The 15,459-nt window shown below is 55.2% G+C and carries 21 protein-coding genes; 1 reads left to right on the forward strand and 20 read right to left on the reverse strand.

Going from position 1 to position 15,459, the window contains the following annotated elements:
• Positions 1-973 (reverse strand): phospholipase D-like domain-containing protein (locus ACOCD2_RS03825; protein WP_293645028.1); only part of this gene is annotated, 973 nt, incomplete at its 3' end.
• A gap of 266 nt (positions 974-1,239) precedes the next feature.
• Between ACOCD2_RS03825 and ACOCD2_RS03830 the strand changes: the two genes are divergently transcribed.
• Complete coding sequence (locus ACOCD2_RS03830; protein WP_293645026.1) at positions 1,240-1,443, forward strand: hypothetical protein; 204 nt, start codon at positions 1,240-1,242, stop codon at positions 1,441-1,443.
• 25 nt (positions 1,444-1,468) lie between these two features.
• Here the strand turns inward: ACOCD2_RS03830 and ACOCD2_RS03835 are convergent, their stop codons facing one another.
• The 19 genes from ACOCD2_RS03835 to ACOCD2_RS03925 form a co-directional block, all read right to left on the reverse strand.
• On the reverse strand, positions 1,469-2,242 hold the full coding sequence (locus ACOCD2_RS03835; RefSeq protein WP_293645024.1) for a TatD family hydrolase: 774 nt from the start codon (positions 2,240-2,242) through the stop codon (positions 1,469-1,471).
• Positions 2,243-2,330: 88 nt separating this feature from the next.
• The gene (locus ACOCD2_RS03840; RefSeq protein WP_293645022.1) at positions 2,331-2,681 is read right to left on the reverse strand and encodes a PilZ domain-containing protein; all 351 of its coding nucleotides are present in this window, start codon (positions 2,679-2,681) and stop codon (positions 2,331-2,333) included.
• A 2-nt stretch (positions 2,682-2,683) separates the two neighbouring features.
• Positions 2,684-3,664, reverse strand: coding sequence for a DNA polymerase III subunit delta' (holB, locus tag ACOCD2_RS03845; protein ID WP_293645020.1), 981 nt, complete (start codon positions 3,662-3,664; stop codon positions 2,684-2,686).
• Positions 3,661-4,299 carry a dTMP kinase gene (gene tmk / locus ACOCD2_RS03850; protein WP_293645018.1) on the reverse strand — a complete coding sequence of 213 codons (639 nt, stop codon included), beginning with the start codon at positions 4,297-4,299 and terminating at the stop codon, positions 3,661-3,663. Before tmk ends, holB begins: the two co-directional genes overlap by 4 nt.
• On the reverse strand, positions 4,299-5,318 hold the full coding sequence (gene mltG / locus ACOCD2_RS03855; protein ID WP_293645016.1) for an endolytic transglycosylase MltG: 1,020 nt from the start codon (positions 5,316-5,318) through the stop codon (positions 4,299-4,301). Before mltG ends, tmk begins: the two co-directional genes overlap by 1 nt.
• Positions 5,318-6,127, reverse strand: coding sequence for an aminodeoxychorismate lyase (pabC, locus tag ACOCD2_RS03860; RefSeq protein WP_293645014.1), 810 nt, complete (start codon positions 6,125-6,127; stop codon positions 5,318-5,320). The genes mltG and pabC overlap by 1 nt, the downstream gene beginning before the upstream one ends.
• Positions 6,124-7,368 carry a beta-ketoacyl-ACP synthase II gene (fabF, locus tag ACOCD2_RS03865; RefSeq protein WP_293645012.1) on the reverse strand — a complete coding sequence of 415 codons (1,245 nt, stop codon included), beginning with the start codon at positions 7,366-7,368 and terminating at the stop codon, positions 6,124-6,126. Before fabF ends, pabC begins: the two co-directional genes overlap by 4 nt.
• A gap of 114 nt (positions 7,369-7,482) precedes the next feature.
• Complete coding sequence (gene acpP / locus ACOCD2_RS03870; protein WP_293645010.1) at positions 7,483-7,716, reverse strand: acyl carrier protein; 234 nt, start codon at positions 7,714-7,716, stop codon at positions 7,483-7,485.
• A 172-nt stretch (positions 7,717-7,888) separates the two neighbouring features.
• A complete protein-coding gene (gene fabG, locus ACOCD2_RS03875; protein ID WP_293645008.1) occupies positions 7,889-8,632 on the reverse strand; it encodes a 3-oxoacyl-ACP reductase FabG in 744 nt (247 codons plus the stop codon).
• Complete coding sequence (fabD, locus tag ACOCD2_RS03880; RefSeq protein ID WP_293645006.1) at positions 8,625-9,566, reverse strand: ACP S-malonyltransferase; 942 nt, start codon at positions 9,564-9,566, stop codon at positions 8,625-8,627. Before fabD ends, fabG begins: the two co-directional genes overlap by 8 nt.
• 11 nt (positions 9,567-9,577) lie before the next feature.
• A complete protein-coding gene (locus ACOCD2_RS03885) occupies positions 9,578-10,549 on the reverse strand; it encodes a beta-ketoacyl-ACP synthase III (RefSeq protein WP_293645030.1) in 972 nt (323 codons plus the stop codon).
• 2 nt (positions 10,550-10,551) lie between these two features.
• Positions 10,552-11,580, reverse strand: a complete 1,029-nt coding sequence (gene plsX, locus ACOCD2_RS03890; RefSeq protein WP_293645004.1) for a phosphate acyltransferase PlsX — start codon at positions 11,578-11,580, stop codon at positions 10,552-10,554.
• Positions 11,581-11,637: 57 nt separating this feature from the next.
• Positions 11,638-11,808 carry a 50S ribosomal protein L32 gene (gene rpmF, locus ACOCD2_RS03895; RefSeq protein ID WP_293645002.1) on the reverse strand — a complete coding sequence of 57 codons (171 nt, stop codon included), beginning with the start codon at positions 11,806-11,808 and terminating at the stop codon, positions 11,638-11,640.
• 21 nt (positions 11,809-11,829) lie between these two features.
• The gene (locus ACOCD2_RS03900) at positions 11,830-12,360 is read right to left on the reverse strand and encodes a YceD family protein (RefSeq protein WP_293645000.1); all 531 of its coding nucleotides are present in this window, start codon (positions 12,358-12,360) and stop codon (positions 11,830-11,832) included.
• 65 nt (positions 12,361-12,425) lie between these two features.
• Positions 12,426-12,899: an Rrf2 family transcriptional regulator gene (locus ACOCD2_RS03905; protein WP_293644998.1), complete on the reverse strand. Its 474-nt coding sequence runs from the start codon at positions 12,897-12,899 to the stop codon at positions 12,426-12,428.
• A gap of 68 nt (positions 12,900-12,967) precedes the next feature.
• A complete protein-coding gene (locus ACOCD2_RS03910) occupies positions 12,968-13,441 on the reverse strand; it encodes a DUF1249 domain-containing protein (RefSeq protein WP_293644996.1) in 474 nt (157 codons plus the stop codon).
• A 158-nt stretch (positions 13,442-13,599) separates the two neighbouring features.
• On the reverse strand, positions 13,600-13,983 hold the full coding sequence (gene trxA, locus ACOCD2_RS03915; RefSeq protein WP_293644994.1) for a thioredoxin: 384 nt from the start codon (positions 13,981-13,983) through the stop codon (positions 13,600-13,602).
• An 89-nt stretch (positions 13,984-14,072) separates the two neighbouring features.
• Entirely contained in the window at positions 14,073-14,720 is a 648-nt protein-coding gene (gene adk / locus ACOCD2_RS03920; RefSeq protein WP_293644992.1) for an adenylate kinase, read from the reverse strand.
• A 133-nt stretch (positions 14,721-14,853) separates the two neighbouring features.
• The gene (locus tag ACOCD2_RS03925; protein WP_293644990.1) at positions 14,854-15,291 is read right to left on the reverse strand and encodes a hypothetical protein; all 438 of its coding nucleotides are present in this window, start codon (positions 15,289-15,291) and stop codon (positions 14,854-14,856) included.
• Between the last annotated feature and the right edge of the window lie 168 nt (positions 15,292-15,459).

Below are 15,459 nucleotides of genomic sequence, written 5' to 3' on the forward strand. Positions count from 1 at the left end.
GCGTTCGGAGGCCTACTTTGTTTTCCCTCTGGCGCAAGGCACGCCGGGAAAACAGTGCGGCCTCGCGGCTACTGGGGTCTACCAGCCTTCGCTTCGCTCTCCATGGCTGGCAGCGGATGTTTCCAACGGTCAGACGGCTGGCCCCTGTTCCAGGGCCATGGCGCAATACTATTTCCAGGTCACGATAGGCTGTCGGATCTACGCTTCCGTCCTCGCGGATGCCGTAGTAGTCCAGAGAGATATTGCGCCCCCCGGTGATAACCGTGGTCTTTTCGGGGAAAGCGCCATCGATCACCAGCAGCTTGTCATGGGAACGCCGGTTGATCCAGCCCAGTGTGTTGGTCAGGGAGTTGAAGATCACCGTCTGAACACGTGCCTTGTATTTTGTGGGCCGGCCGTTTTCATCCCGCAGATAGCCCGCATTTTGCGCACAGGATTCCAGCGCCATCATCTTGCGGTTCGCCAGGCTGATGGAACCGATGGAGTCCACCATAAAACGGACATCCACACCCCGCTGCACTGCGTTGCACAAGGCACCCAGCACAGCTTCTCCGGCCAGATCAGTCTTGAAAATGTAGTAGACCACATCGACGGTATGTTCCGCATGTTCGATCATCCATATCTTTAATGCCAGGGAACGGAGCGCATCCTCTTGCGCCGGCCCCAGCAGCTTTATCTTTTCGTTCTGAATGGGAATTTTGGCGTTTTTGCCCAGTTCGATAGGATCAATGGTGAGCTCACCGGAAGGCACCCAGGTTCTGGATGCATAAAGTTCTTCCATGAATCTGTCATCGGCCTTGCCCGATTCCAGGTGAGTAAACAACCGCTCACCTGCCTGATAGGGTTTTGCCCGTACCGTTGCTGCTGTACCGGAGCAACCTGTGAGCATCCAGAACAGGGCCAGCAACAAAATCATGGCAATGCTGGTTTTGTATTCTGAAGCCTTGTCAGAGTGTTTTTTGTCGTTGCTCATATTTCTCCATAGGCAGGATACGAAGAACAATAAAGAATTGGCTGCCTCCAAGTGCCGGGTTTCATTGTAACCCGTATGGGGGAGCGACAGAAAAGTCATAGCCGATCACCTGATGCATGTATCACCTGGCTTGAAAAATACAAACATGCCCCCATTTACAATTCCTGAATAAGGGTTCGGGTTAACCGGAAATAACACAGGTCTTGGTTCGGTTGATTCTTCGAGGCCCAAAACAGTTTTCAAGCTTGTCGAATGGAGAACATGGTATGACTGACATACAGAAGCAGGAAATCGAACGCTATCGCGGTGAACTGGAAACCGACGTGCGAAAGCTGGTGGACAAATACCTGAGCATTTCGGACTGGGACATTCCCGAGATCGATGAGCACAAATCCATCGAGTACATCCTGCAGGTCGTCAGAAGCACCCTCGATGACGTGGAAAACGAATGGAAGAAGCGCAGCAGGTAGCTTTCAACGGCTGTATTTCGACTTATTAACCCGCCCTGAACAGCTCCTGAAAGTTTTGTGCTGTCTGGCTGGCAAGGTCATCCACATCCAGGCCACGAAGTTCCGCAAGGGTTTCGGCAACCCGACGCACATACTTGGGTTCGTTCGGCTTGCCACGGTAAGGAGTCGGCGCCAGATAGGGTGAGTCAGTTTCTATGAGCATTTTGTCGAGAGGAACTCTGGCCGCCACATCCCGCAATTCCTGGGCATTCTTGAAGGTGACAATGCCTGAAAAGGAAATATAGAAACCCATATCCAGCGCTGCGCTGGCCATTTCCCAGTTTTCCGTAAAACAGTGCAGCACGCCACCGGCCTGATCCGCCTGTTCTTCCTGCATGATCTGCAGCGTTTCTTCCCGCGCATCGCGGGTATGAATAATCAGCGGCTTTCCGGCTTCCCGTGCCGCACGTATATGGGTGCGAAAACGCTGCCGCTGCCATTCCACATCACCTTCGCTGCGAAAGAAATCCAGACCGGTTTCGCCGATGGCGACATTGCGGGGATGACTGGCCAGTTCCACGAGTTCTTCCACGCCGGGCTCTCTGCGGTCGAAATCATTGGGATGTACACCGACAGAAACCGAGATGTCCTCATAAGGTAAAACCAGATCCAGCATGGCCGGATAGCTTTCCAGGTCGATGCTCACACACAGCATATGGTCCACACCCGCATCCCGGGTCTGTCGCATGAATTCAGAGAAATCGTTCTGGTAGGGCGAAAGGTCTACCCGGTCGAGGTGACAGTGAGAGTCGATAAGCATAGGGCGCTCTTGTGGATTTCTGACGATACGGAGGGCTGCCTTTAGCAGTCTGCCGGACGGAGAGCTTATATCCGCCGCAGGCTGGGCATTACATGGTGTCTGTTGGCTTGTCCAGTTCCAGCATACCTGCCAGGTGTATTTCTATCTTGTTGCGGGTGACGCCTTCATCATGCGGCCCAAACTGCACGCCGATACCCGCGGTGCGATTGCCCATGGCGCCTACCGGCGTTACCCAGATGACTTTTCCCGCGACAGGGACACGCTCCGTATCATCCATGAGATTGAGCAGTATGAAGACGTCATCTCCCAGTTCGTATTTCTTGATGGTTGGGATAAACAGCCCACCATTTTCCACGAAAGGCATATAGGCACGGTACAGGGTATCCTTGTCCTTTATGGACAGGTTGATGATGCCTTGTTGGAAACCTGGCATTGCCATGGTCAGCCCTCCCCCTTCGCGATTCGGCTCCATTCCAGCAGAATGCTTTCCAGAACCAGTTGTGGATTCAGATTGTTCATGCTCATGCGCTCGGCATCATACAGCCTGTCGAGCAATTGGTATGCAAGTCTCAAGTCTAACCGTTCGGACAGGGTTTGCAAGGGTGGAAAAGCAAGTTGCGACGCCGGCGCCATTTTGCTGCGTATGATTGCCGATAGCCATGCAACCAGGTATTTCAGTAAATGGGGCAGACCAGTTTCCTTTAGCCAGCTTTCGCCGGTCTGCACGACAGAAGCCCCACCCACTGCGATTGCTGCAAAATCCTCCAGCAGGCGGTTGTGCCGCTGCAGTTCATCTCTCTCGATCAGTGCCGGCACCTTCAGCGGCGCGCCCCCGGCGAGCTGCAATAGCTGGCGTGCCTGTTCCGGCTGCATCCCGGTATTTTCTGCTATCCAGGCGATGGATGCCTCTTCCTCAGGCAATGCGAATGCAAGCATCTGGCAGCGGCTGCGAATGGTGACCGGAAGCCTGTCAGAACGTGCGCTGAGCAACACGATGAGAGAGCCGGGAATCGGCTCCTCAAGCGTTTTCAGCAAAGCGTTTGCTGCTGCCCTGCTCATACTGTCCGCTGGATCGATGATGAACACACGGTGGGCATCTTCACCGACAGACAGAGTGTTTCCGGCAACGAGTTCCCGTACCGCTTCGATACCGATCTGCTGCTTGCCTTCCTCCGGCCCCACCTGGCGCAGATCCGGATGACTGTCCGCCTTCAGCAGCAGGCACTGCCTGCACTTGCCACAGGCCAGCCCGTTCTCCGCAGGTTGCTCACACAGCAGACTCTCGGCAAGCTGGCGCGCAAAGCGGGCCTTGCCCACGCCTTCTGCACCGGACAACAACAACGCATGGGGCATGCGGCCCTGCTGGCGCGTTTCCAACAGGCGGTGCCAGGATGGGTGATGCCAGGGAAGCAGATCGCTCATGGCTGCTGACTGTTGGCCAGGTAATGTTGCATGACTGCGGTGATCTGCGCGAGCACCTCATCCAGTGTCAGGGAAGCATCGATAACCTTAATGCGTTCGGGCTCTCTGTTGGCCAGTTCCAGGTAGGATTTGCGCACGTTTTCAAAAAAAGCCCCGGCTTCACTTTCGAAACGGTCCGGTGCAGAGCGCTTGCCTGCCCGTTCCAGACCCAGCGCAACCGGCAGGTCCAGCAACAGGGTAAGGTCGGGCTTGAGCCCTTGCTGCACCCAATTCTCCAGTGTCTCTATACGGCTGAAATCGATACCCCGGCCACCGCCCTGATAGGCATAGGTGGCATCGGTGAAGCGATCACAAAGCACCCACTGGCCATTGTCGAGGGCCGGCAGGATTTTCTGTTGCAGGTGTTCTGCGCGGGATGCAAACATGAGCAGTAATTCGGCGTCATCACTCATGCCTGTGTGTTTGTGACCGAGCAACAGCTGGCGCAGATCCTCTCCCAGCTGCGTGCCGCCGGGCTCGCGGGTTTCGAGGAAAGCGATGCCGGCCTGCTCCATCAGCAGGCGCAGCTGCGCCATGCAGGTGGTTTTACCGGCGCCTTCAATGCCTTCCAGTGTAATGAACGAACCTCTGAGCATTATTTCTTCAACTGATATTTTCGGACGGCAGCGTTGTGTTGCCTCAGGGTAGCAGAAAACTGGTGACTGCCGTCACCCTTGGCAACGAAATACAGCGCCTTCCCGTCTGCAGGATGCGCAACAGCGAAAAGGGACCCGCTTCCCGGCATACAGATGGGCGTCGGCGGCAGGCCGGCTATCACATAGGTATTGTAGGGCGTGGGTTTGCGAAGGTCCTTGCGCCTGATATTTCCTTTGTAACTCGCCCCCATCCCGTAGATCACGGTGGGATCGGTCTGCAGTTTCATGCCTTTTTTCAGTCGGCGGACGAACACGCCGGCGATCCGGTCACGCTCCCCTGCCCGCCCGGTTTCCTTTTCGACGATGGAAGCAAGAATGAGCATCTCATAGGGGTTTTTAAGCGGCAGATCCTTCTCGCGTTCCGCCCAAGCCTGTTTCAGGGTATCCTCCATGCGGCCATAGGCGCGTTTCAGCAGTTGGAGATCGGAGAAATCCCAGGGAAACAGATAGGTGTCGGGAAAGAACCGGCCTTCCGGGTTTTCTCCGGCATGTCCCAGGCTTTCCATAATTTTCCCGCTGCTTACGCCCTTCAGGTCATGGCGCAGTTCGGGATGCGTATCGATGGCCTGCATCATCTGGTCAAAAGTCCAGCCCTCCACGAGTGTGATGGAATGGCTGATGGTTTTCCCCGCTACCAGCAGATCAAGCAAGGCCACCGGGGTAATCCCCCGCGACAACTGATATTCTCCCGCCTTGATTTGCGTGGCTTCATGGTGGAGCCGGCCATACAGACGCAGAAGACGGGCATCTTCGAGAACGTGCCGGGACTCGAGATGGCTGGCCAGGCCCCGCAGAGACATGCCCTGTGGAACATTCAGCACCATGCCATGATCGGGTATCGTCAGGGGGGTGACCAGAAATTCCCTGTAGGTATTCCAGACCACAACCCCCGCCAGTGCCGCGAGCAGCAGTACCAACAGCGTGGATTTGAGAAACAGTTTGAAAGTGAGTTTCAGCATCAGTCGAACACTCGCCTGGCGGCTTCTTTCAGCAGCGGATGGACATCCGCTGTTCTGGCATGCCAGTCATAACCGGAGATTCGTGAGACAAAGCGGAGACCGGCGAGGGAACTGGTCAGATAGAGCGCGTCAGCCTGCAGTATGTCTTGCAGCATGAAATCACCCTTTTCGATGTGTTCCCCCTGCTCTTTGGCAATCTCCAGTATCAGCGCCCTGACCACTCCCGCCACGCCACAGCGTTGCAGAGACGGCGTGTACAGTCGTTGCCCTTCCTGACAGAACAGATTGCTCATCATGCCCTCGATGACATGACCACGATGATCCAGCATCAGTGCTTCATCGACATCCTCCGGACATGCGGCTCTGGCGAGCACCTGTTCCAGACGATTGAGGTGTTTGATGCCGGCAAGGTCGGAATTATGTCCAAGGCGCCGCGGGGATACGGCAATCTTCAGCGTATCGGAATCAGGTCCGTCCCAGTCGAACAGCGCCAGAATACGGGTGGGTGATTCATACGGATCAGGCTTGTAGCCCCGTTCACTGATACCGCGCGTCACGGTGATCTTCAGCACTGCCTCCGATCGATCGGCTATCAGTTCAAGGGCTTCCTGCTTCAGGAGGCAAACATCCGGTGAAGTGATTCCCAAGCGTTCACAGCCGGACTGCAGACGCTGCATGTGATAATCCCAAAGACAGGGATGGCCGCCGGTTACCGCAATGGTTTCAAAAAGGCCGTCACCAAACTGCAAACCCCGGTCAAGTACGGATACCTGATCCCGGGGTTCACCGTTTACCAGTGATCGAATCAATCTTTGAACAGTCGGAACGCCAGCGTACCGTTGGTGCCACCGAAGCCGAAGGAATTCGACAACGCCACTTCCATTGGCATTTCCCGGGCGGTGTGCGGTACATAGTCAAGATCGCATTCCGGATCCGGATTGTCCAGGTTGATGGTGGGCGGCGCCACCTGGTCACGCAGGGCGAGAATGGTGAATACCGCCTCCGCACCGCCGGCTGCGCCCAGCATATGTCCGGTCATGGATTTGGTGGAGCTTACTGCCAGTTTGTAGGCATCGTCACCAAAGGCCCGCTTCATGGCCATGGTCTCGGCCACATCCCCTGCAGGCGTGGATGTACCGTGGGCATTGATATAAGCAACCTCTTCCGGATTCACGCCACCGTCTTCCATCGCCAGCCGCATGCATTCCGTTGCCCCCTCACCGCCGGGAGACGGGGAGGTCATGTGGTAGGCATCCGAGTTCATTCCTGCACCCACCAGTTCGCAGTAGATATTGGCCCCGCGGGCACGGGCGTGTTCGAGTTCCTCGATGACCACCACACCGGCACCGTCACTGAGCACAAAACCGTCGCGCTCGCTGTCCCAGGGACGACTCGCCCCCTGCGGATCGTCATTCCTCGTGGAAAGCGCCCTTGCTGCAGCAAAACCACCCAGGCCTGTGGGTGAGGTCGCCATCTCGGCGCCACCGGCAACGATGACATCACTGGTGCCGTACTGAATCATGCGCATGCCATCGGCAATGCAGTGCGCGCCCGTGCTGCAGGCAGACACGATGGAAATGTTGGGACCCTTGAATCCGTTGATGATGGAAATGTGGCCTGCAACCATGTTCACGATATTGGCCGGCACAAAGAAGGGCGAAATCTTTCTCGGTCCGCCTTTGAGATAAGCAGCATATCCCTGTTCGATACCACTGATACCGCCGATGCCGGAACCCACGACCACGCCAATACGGTTGGCGTTCTCGTCCGTCGCTTCGATGCCGGCATCCTTGATGGCCTGATCCGCTGCGGCAATGCCGTAGTGGATGAACTTGTCCATCTTGCGAGCTTCCTTTTTCGGTATGTACTGCTCGATATCGAAACCGTAGATGGACCCGCCGAAACGAACACTGAACGGTTCTATATCCAGATGCGTAATGGGTTTGATGCCGCTGTTACCCGCCAGGATATTTTCCCAGCTGCTTGCTACATCAAGACCTACGGGCGATATCATACCCAGCCCGGTAACTACTACCCTTCTTTTGGACATCAAGGAAACCTCTGTTGGTACATTAACCAAAAACCGCGTTTTTCCGACCAGCCACCCCTTGTTTCAGGAGGTGCTGATCCAGGAAAAATCCGCGACTTGACTGAACCTTGGCGATCAGCCGTTAGCGTTGATGTAGTTAACTGCCTGTTGCAGGGTTGTGATGTTCTCCGCTTCTTCATCGGGAATCTCACACTCGAACTCTTCTTCCAGCGCCATAACCAGTTCCACTGCATCCAGGGAGTCAGCGCCCAGGTCGTCGATAAAGGAAGCTTCAGGAGTAACTTCGTCTTCGCCTACACCCAGCTGCTCAGCGACAATCTTTTTGACACGTTCTTCAATGCTGCTCATTTTCGTATTTTTCCTCCAGTAGAGCGCGATCCAGGTGCCGCGCATTAACGTCGTATTGTATGCGGAATTCGTTCACTAGCCAAATCAGGCAGCCTCGAAAAACACGCACCTAATATCAAACTAATAATATGTTGTAAATCAGTGTGTAGAGAGATATTTTAAAGCTATCACCTTAAGACATGTACATGCCACCATTGACATGCAGCGTGGTGCCTGTGACATAGGCCGCGTCTTCGGAGGTCAGAAAGGCCACCGCCGCCGCTATTTCGTCCGCTGAACCCAGGCGGCCCATCGGAATAGCGGACAACAGCGCCTTGCGCTGCGCTTCCGGCAGTTCCCGGGTCATGTCCGTGTCGATGAAGCCAGGTGCCACGGCATTCACGGTGATACCCCGGGAGCCGATTTCCTGGGCCAGCGACTTGGTGAAACCCAACATGCCTGCTTTGGCGGCAGCATAGTTGGTCTGGCCGGCGTTGCCGCTGCTGCCCACCACCGATGCTATGTTTACGATCCGTCCGGTCCGGGCTTTCATCATCCCGCGGACACAAGCCTTGCATACCCGATACAGGGAACTGAGATTGGTGTTGATCACCGCGTCCCACTCTTCAGGCTTCATGCGCATTAGCAGATTGTCACGGGTAATCCCAGCATTGTTTACCAGCACGGTGACAGGTCCGTAATTTTCCGCGATGCCCGCCACAACAGTATCGACAGATTCGCTGTCTGACACATCCAGCTTCATACCTTCACCCTTGATTCCCGCTTCCGCGAAATAGGCACTTATGGCTTCTGCTCCCTTGTCGGAGGTGGCCGTTCCCACGACAGTCATACCTTCTCGCGCGCCGAGTCGGGTGGCGATGGCGCGTCCGATTCCCCGGCTGGCGCCGGTGACCAGTGCAACAGTAGTTTCAGGCATTGCAGCTCTCCAGTGCTTTTTCCAGTGAAGCCGGATCCAGCACCGGCAAAAAAGTGAGGGTTTTGTCGATGCGCTTGCCCAGCCCAGTGAGCACCTTGGCCGGCCCCGCTTCGACCAGCGTTTCAATACCGCGCTGTTTCATGGCCTGAATGGTCTCCACCCAGCGTACAGGCTGATACAACTGTTGCACCAGTTTCTCCCGAATGGCATCCGCACTGCCGGCGATATCGACATCCACATTGTGGATAACGGGTATCTCCGGCAATTTCACGCTGACCGTTTCGAGCATGGCAGCCAGTTTTTCAGCTGCAGGCCGCATCAGCGCACAGTGAGAAGGGACGCTCACAGGCAACATCAGGGCACGCCTGGCGCCTGCTTCCTTGGCCAGTTCAATGGCTCTTTCGATGGCCGCGCGGTCACCGGCAATCACCACCTGACCCGGCGAATTGAAATTGACGGCTTCAGCCCCTTCTCCCTGGGCAGCATTCGCGCACAGGGTTCTTACGGCATCGTCATCGAGCCCCAGAACGGCTGCCATGGCGCCCTTCCCGGCCGGTACAGCTTCCTGCATGAAACGTCCGCGGGCTGCAACCAGCCTGGCTACTTCAGTAAAATCGAGACTGCCCGCGGCAGAAAGCGCCGTGTACTCTCCCAGACTGTGCCCTGCCATGACCGCTGCGGCCGGACCACCCTGTGACAGCCAGACACGATACACGGCCATGCCGGCAGCAAGCATCACGGGTTGCGTGTTTTCGGTCCTGTTGAGTTCTTCAGCCGGCCCTTCGCTGGCCAGCAGCCATAAATCCACCTGCAAGACATCGGAAGCCTCTTCAAAAGTCTCTTTGACCTGTGGATAGTGTTCCGCCAGCGCAGCAAGCATCCCGATACTCTGGGAGCCCTGCCCCGGAAAAATGATGCCAGTAGTTGCCGTCATGATGCAGAAAATCAGTAGTTGAGAAGAATGGAGCCCCAGGTAAAACCACCGCCAAACGCTTCGAGCAGCAGGGTTTCACCACGCTTGATGCGGCCGTCTCTTACAGCCGTATCCAGCGCCAGAGGAACGGATGCGGCAGAGGTATTGCCATGCTCATCCACAGTGACCACCACGTTGTCCATATCCATGGACAGCTTGCGCGCGGTTGCCTTGATGATTCTGATGTTGGCCTGATGAGGCACCAGCCAGTCGATATCGGCTTTTTTCATGTCGTTGGCTGCCAGGGTCTCATCGACAATACGCCCCAGCGTGTTGACAGCCATTTTGAATACTTCGTTGCCTTTCATCTGCATGAAATGCGGATCCAGACCATCATCTTCCGCTTCAAAACCCCTGGAGATACCACCTGGCACATGCAGCAACTCACCATAAGCACCATCTGCATGAAGGTGTGAGGAGAGAATGCCGGGCTCTTCCGACGCTTCGAGCACGACAGCACCGGCCCCGTCACCAAACAGGATGCAGGTACCACGGTCGGTCCAGTCGGTAATACGAGACAGCGTTTCCGCTCCCACAACCAGGGCGGTACGGGCCGCGCCGGTCTTGATGAACTTGTCTGCCACGCCCATGGCGTAGACAAAACCGGTGCAGACGGCCTGAATGTCGAAAGCGGCACAGCCGTGATTGCCCAGGCGTTGCTGCAACAGGCAGGCGGTACTGGGGAAAATCTTGTCCGGCGTGGTGGTTGCCACCACGATCAGATCAAGGTCTTCGGCAGACTTTCCTGCGGCTTTCAGCGCGCGCCGGGCGGCCTGCTCAGCCAGATCACAGGTAGTCTGCCCGTCATCTGCGATATGACGCTTCTTGATGCCGGTGCGCTCCTGGATCCACTGATCCGAGGTTTCCACCATCTTTTCCAGATCATGGTTGCTCAGTACCTTTTCAGGCAGATAGCTACCTGTTCCGGCAATTCGAGAATACATGCTCATGCAGTCGCCTTCTGATCGGTCAGGTGTTTGCTCACGCCAGCCTCGATGCGCGCAGCAATATCCGCCTGCACTGCCTTGGCGGCGATATCGATGGCGTGGGCATAACCCAGGGCATCAGTACCACCGTGGCTCTTGACGACGACGCCCCGCAGTCCCAGCAAACTGGCACCGTTGTAACGCCGGGGATCGATACGGCGCCCCAGCCCCTTCAGCACCGGCAGTGCAATCAGGGCCGAGAGCTTGGTAAAAATGTTACGGCTGAATTCTTCCTTGAGATTGCTGCGGATCATCTTCGCCACCCCTTCCGTGGTTTTCAGGGCCACGTTGCCGATAAAACCGTCGGTCACCACGATGTCCACTTCTTCGTTCAGGTAAATGTCATCTCCTTCCACGTAACCGATATAGTTCAGAGAAGTATGGCGCAGTAACTCATGGGCGCCCTTGACCTGCTCGTTACCCTTGATTTCTTCCTGACCGATGTTCAGCAGACCAACTTTGGGAGAAGGGATTTCATCGATAACCGTAACCAGTTCGGAACCCATGACGGCAAACTGGAACAGGTGCTCGGCACTGCAATCGACGTTCGCGCCCAGATCCAGCATCCAGGTACGGCCATTGATAGCAGGCAAGGCGGTGATGATGGCGGGGCGATCCACGTTGGGAAGCATCTTGAGAACGAAGCGCGCCGTTGCCATGAGCGCACCGGTATTGCCCGCGCTGACACAGGCATCTGCGGTACCGGCCTTGACCAGATCCAGGGCAACGCGCATGGAAGAGTCCTTTTTCTTGCGCAGGGCCTGAGACGGCAGTTCGTTCATGCCCACTTCCTGGGAAGCCGCATGAATACTGAGATTGGCCGGCACCTTTCCGCCGGGAATATACTGCCGGATGGCCTCTTCTCTGCCCACCAGAATCAGCATCTGATTGGGATGCTCTTTCAGGTAGTTCAACGCAGCGGGAACGACCACGGATACACCGTGATCGCCACCCATTGCATCCAGGGCAATCGTGATTTTTTCGGTCACAAAAAGAAACTCCGGAAATTCACGCCGGAGTCGGGTCCAACACCAGGTGCTGCATCTTCAGTCGCTGACAACCTTGCGACCGCGATAGAAGCCGTCCGGGCTTACGTGGTGACGCAGATGTGTCTCACCGGAAGTCGGGTCGATGGACAGGGTTTCTGACTTGAGGCTGTCGTGGGAACGACGCATGCCTCGACGGGATGGGGTTTTACGACTTTTCTGTACGGCCATGGGGCTATCTCCTGCAATTTCTCAATTGTCGTTCCTGTCAGTTCTCAGACTGGCAAGAATGGCGAAAGGGTTTTCCTCTTTCGGTTCGGTTTCTGGCAGGTCGTGTTCTTGCACGCCTTCCTGCCGGTTGCAATGCGGTTCTTCATGTCGCGGGGACGAAGGAATGCCAAGCATCAACTCGTCCTCGATCAGTTGAGCAATATCCAGATACTCGCCTTCTTCGATCATCAAGGGATCCAGTGCTTCAGGCAACTGCTCTGCTTCGAGCAGCCCCCGCACCGGTGTCAGGCAGGTCTTGCTTTCTATCTTCAATACCATATCCGACAGGCAACGCTGGCATTCCAGCGTCAGATCCGCGTCGACATTCAGCATGATGAGCAATCTGCGGCGCTCATCTTTGCCGAACGTCAAAACAAACGCCGCTTCTCCATTGGCATTAGCCAGAAGCGGCGCCAGGCGCGGCAACGAATCCAGTTTCAAACGGCCTTCCAGAGTTTCTCCCTGTTCAGCCAGACGCCACGGATCTACACGATCGGGAATACGCTGCAACATAAGCGGCGTATGATATTGAAATTCGTCTTTCAGGTCAAAGGGTTTTCCTTATGGACAGCGGGAACTTATGCGGCCTGTTCTGCAATATCGTCCAGAATGCTCCCGCCCTTCTCCTTGTGGCAGCCATGATCAGATTCCTGACCCCGGCGAACCAGATCGGCAAGACTTATTTCTTCAAGGAATTCATAGATTTGCCTGCTAAGGTCGTCCCACAGACTGTGAGTCAGGCAACGCTGCCCGCCCCGGCAATCCTCTTTACCCTGACAGCGGGTGAACTCCACCCATTCGTCGACGGCACAGATAATGTTCGCGATGGATATTTCATCGGCTTCTCTGCCGAGAAAATATCCCCCACCCGGACCGCGCACGCCACGTACCAGCTTTTTGGCCCGCAAGGCGGCAAACAGCTGCTCCAGGTAGGAAAGGGAAATACCCTGATTTTCTGAAATATCAGAAAGGGTGACGGGGCCATCCTGGCCATTCAGTGCCAGATCCAGCATGGCTGTTACCGCATAGCGGCCTTTTGTAGAAAGTCTCATGTTCTCAACTCCTCTGTATTTTGTGAGTGATTATAACTTAGTAAAATACTAGGTAATTAAGAATATCATTAACCATGCTTTTTAGTCAAGAATTCATCTTCAAGCGGAAAAGCATGCCCCTGTGCCTTGCAGAAAGACAGCCATTTGGACAGGAACACATTGATTTTCCATTTGTTGTACAGGCTGGGATGGTGGTAATTGGCCTCGATGGGCAATACATGTTGCCGGAGACTGATGACTTCGATCTGATGCGCATCGTGATAGACACGCAACAGCGCATCCGGATCGGCAAGCTGCCCTTCTTCGTGGGAGAAGTAATAGGTCAGATGAACAACACTGGTGTAGGGCGTCTGTTCCAGTATCTCGAGATAGAGATCCATGTGCCCCGGACAGCAGGAAGCGTGCAAGCCCCGCAGGTTTTGTAACCGAGGCGCCAGAGAAAGCAGCAGCTGATAGTTTTCCTCACACAGGTCGAGCAGCTTTCCCACGGTAGGCAGGTAATCCAGCAGCCGGTCGGCACGTGAAATCCAGGGATATTGCATGGCAGGGGGTTATCCACTCACCGTCGAAGCCTGCCTGTTATCGAACATCGGCACGATCCCCGGAAATGGAGAATACAAGGTGAGGCAGGAAGCCGAATCGGGGAAAACGGCTGCCCGCACATGCACTGGAACCGCGCATGTGCGGTGTGACAGTTCAATCAGGCGTCTGCAGAACCGGCACCGGCTTCTGACTCGGCTATCTGCTTGCGCACATCATCCATGTCCAGGCTTGAAGCCTGCTCGACCAGCTGGCGAAAAGATCCTTCCGGCAAGGCGCCTGCTTCGCTGTAGATGATGATCTGATCCCGGAAAATCATCAGCGTGGGAATGGACCGGATCTGGAAATGAGCGGCGATTTCCTGCTCGTCTTCGGTATTGATCTTTGAGAATACGACGTCGGGAAAATCTTCAGACACCTTTTCATAAGTGGGCGCGAAACTCTTGCAGGGACCACACCAGGGAGCCCAGAAATCGATGATAACGAAAGAATTGTTATTGATGGTATCTTCAAAATTGTCTTTGTTCAGTTCTAAAACAGCCACGCAGGCCTCCTGATATGCATTGTGTTTTTGTCAGTATAGCAAAAACCGGGGCATCACCCCGGCTTCCGCTCTGTTTCTGTCGTGGCTGTTCAGCTATCCAGGCCGGCAAAAATCCCATCCCGGATTTCGTCCACACTGCCCACGCCATTGACCTTGACGTACTTGAGCTTGCCGGCATCGGCTTCCTTGGAATAAAAATCGATCAGCGGTTCGGTCTGGTCATGATAGACACGCAGACGCTCTTTGACGGTGTCTTCCTTGTCGTCATCGCGCTGGATCAGGTCTTCACCTGTGACATCGTCTTTCCCTTCGACCTTGGGCGGATTGAAGATCACATGATAGGTACGCCCGGACGGCAGATGCACCCGGCGACCGGACATGCGCTTGATGATTTCCTCATCGGGCACGTCGATTTCCACTACGGCATCGATTTCGATACCGGCTTCCTTCATGGCTTCTGCCTGGGGAATGGTGCGGGGAAAGCCGTCAAAAAGGTAACCGTTCTTGCAGTCATCTTCCTTGATGCGCTCTTTGACCATGCCCATGATAATGTCGTCGGACACTAGTCCGCCTTCATCCATGATCTTCTTGGCCGCTTTGCCCAGCTCGGTGCCCGCCTTCACGTGGGCACGCAGCATGTCACCCGTGGAAATCTGGGGAATATTGTATTTTTCCTTGATGTAGTTTGCCTGTGTGCCCTTGCCGGCACCCGGCCCACCTAAAAGTATGATTCTCATTTTGTTATACCCCCCAAACGGATAAATTAAGGTTTCAGTGTTCTGAGTGTGCCACAGCAGCAACGCCGTGAGTATTCGAGCCTGCAAATGACCGGATTTGCAGCGCTTATGATAACCCCCTTTCTGAAGCGGTTCACTTTGTACGGATTATCTCAACAGGGTCAAAACCTTGCTTCGCCTTTTTCCAGCGAAGTATTACGCGGTATTCTTTACCATCATGCTCCATCCCGTCGATACGAATATCATTACCGGCGGGAGAAGAGATGCTCGCATTGCGCAGGGAGACCAGGGAATCGTCCTTGACGAAGGCGTTGTCGTAGCGGGAGATGGAAAAGCTCACCGTCTTTTCCAGCAGATTGCCTTGGTTGTCCCTGGCCACAAGACAGTACTGGTGCGCGCCGGCGGAAAAGTCCCCGAAATTGGTTGCGAAGGCGAAGCCGGAATTCAGGGAACCCGGATAATCCGGAAATTTTCCGGCGACATCCAGCCGCTTGCCATTGTGATCCAATTGCCCGAACAGCGTTCCATCCCGATACAGGGTCAGCGAAGACAGGGGGTTCTTTGAAACCACCCAGCCGCGAAAAGTGCTTATGCCTGATTTTGTGTCGCCATCGAAAGACTGCCGGGTACCATGTGATTATATTCCAAAAAGGAGCTATCCTTTGTTCCGAACCCGCCAGATATTGAACGACTGGCTCACGCAAAACCTGGAGGAAGCATAACGCCATGGTTATCCATC

Origin of the sequence: Thiolapillus sp. (assembly GCF_048562965.1) — a bacterium.
Lineage (GTDB): Bacteria > Pseudomonadota > Gammaproteobacteria > Chromatiales > Chromatiaceae > Thiolapillus > Thiolapillus brandeum_A.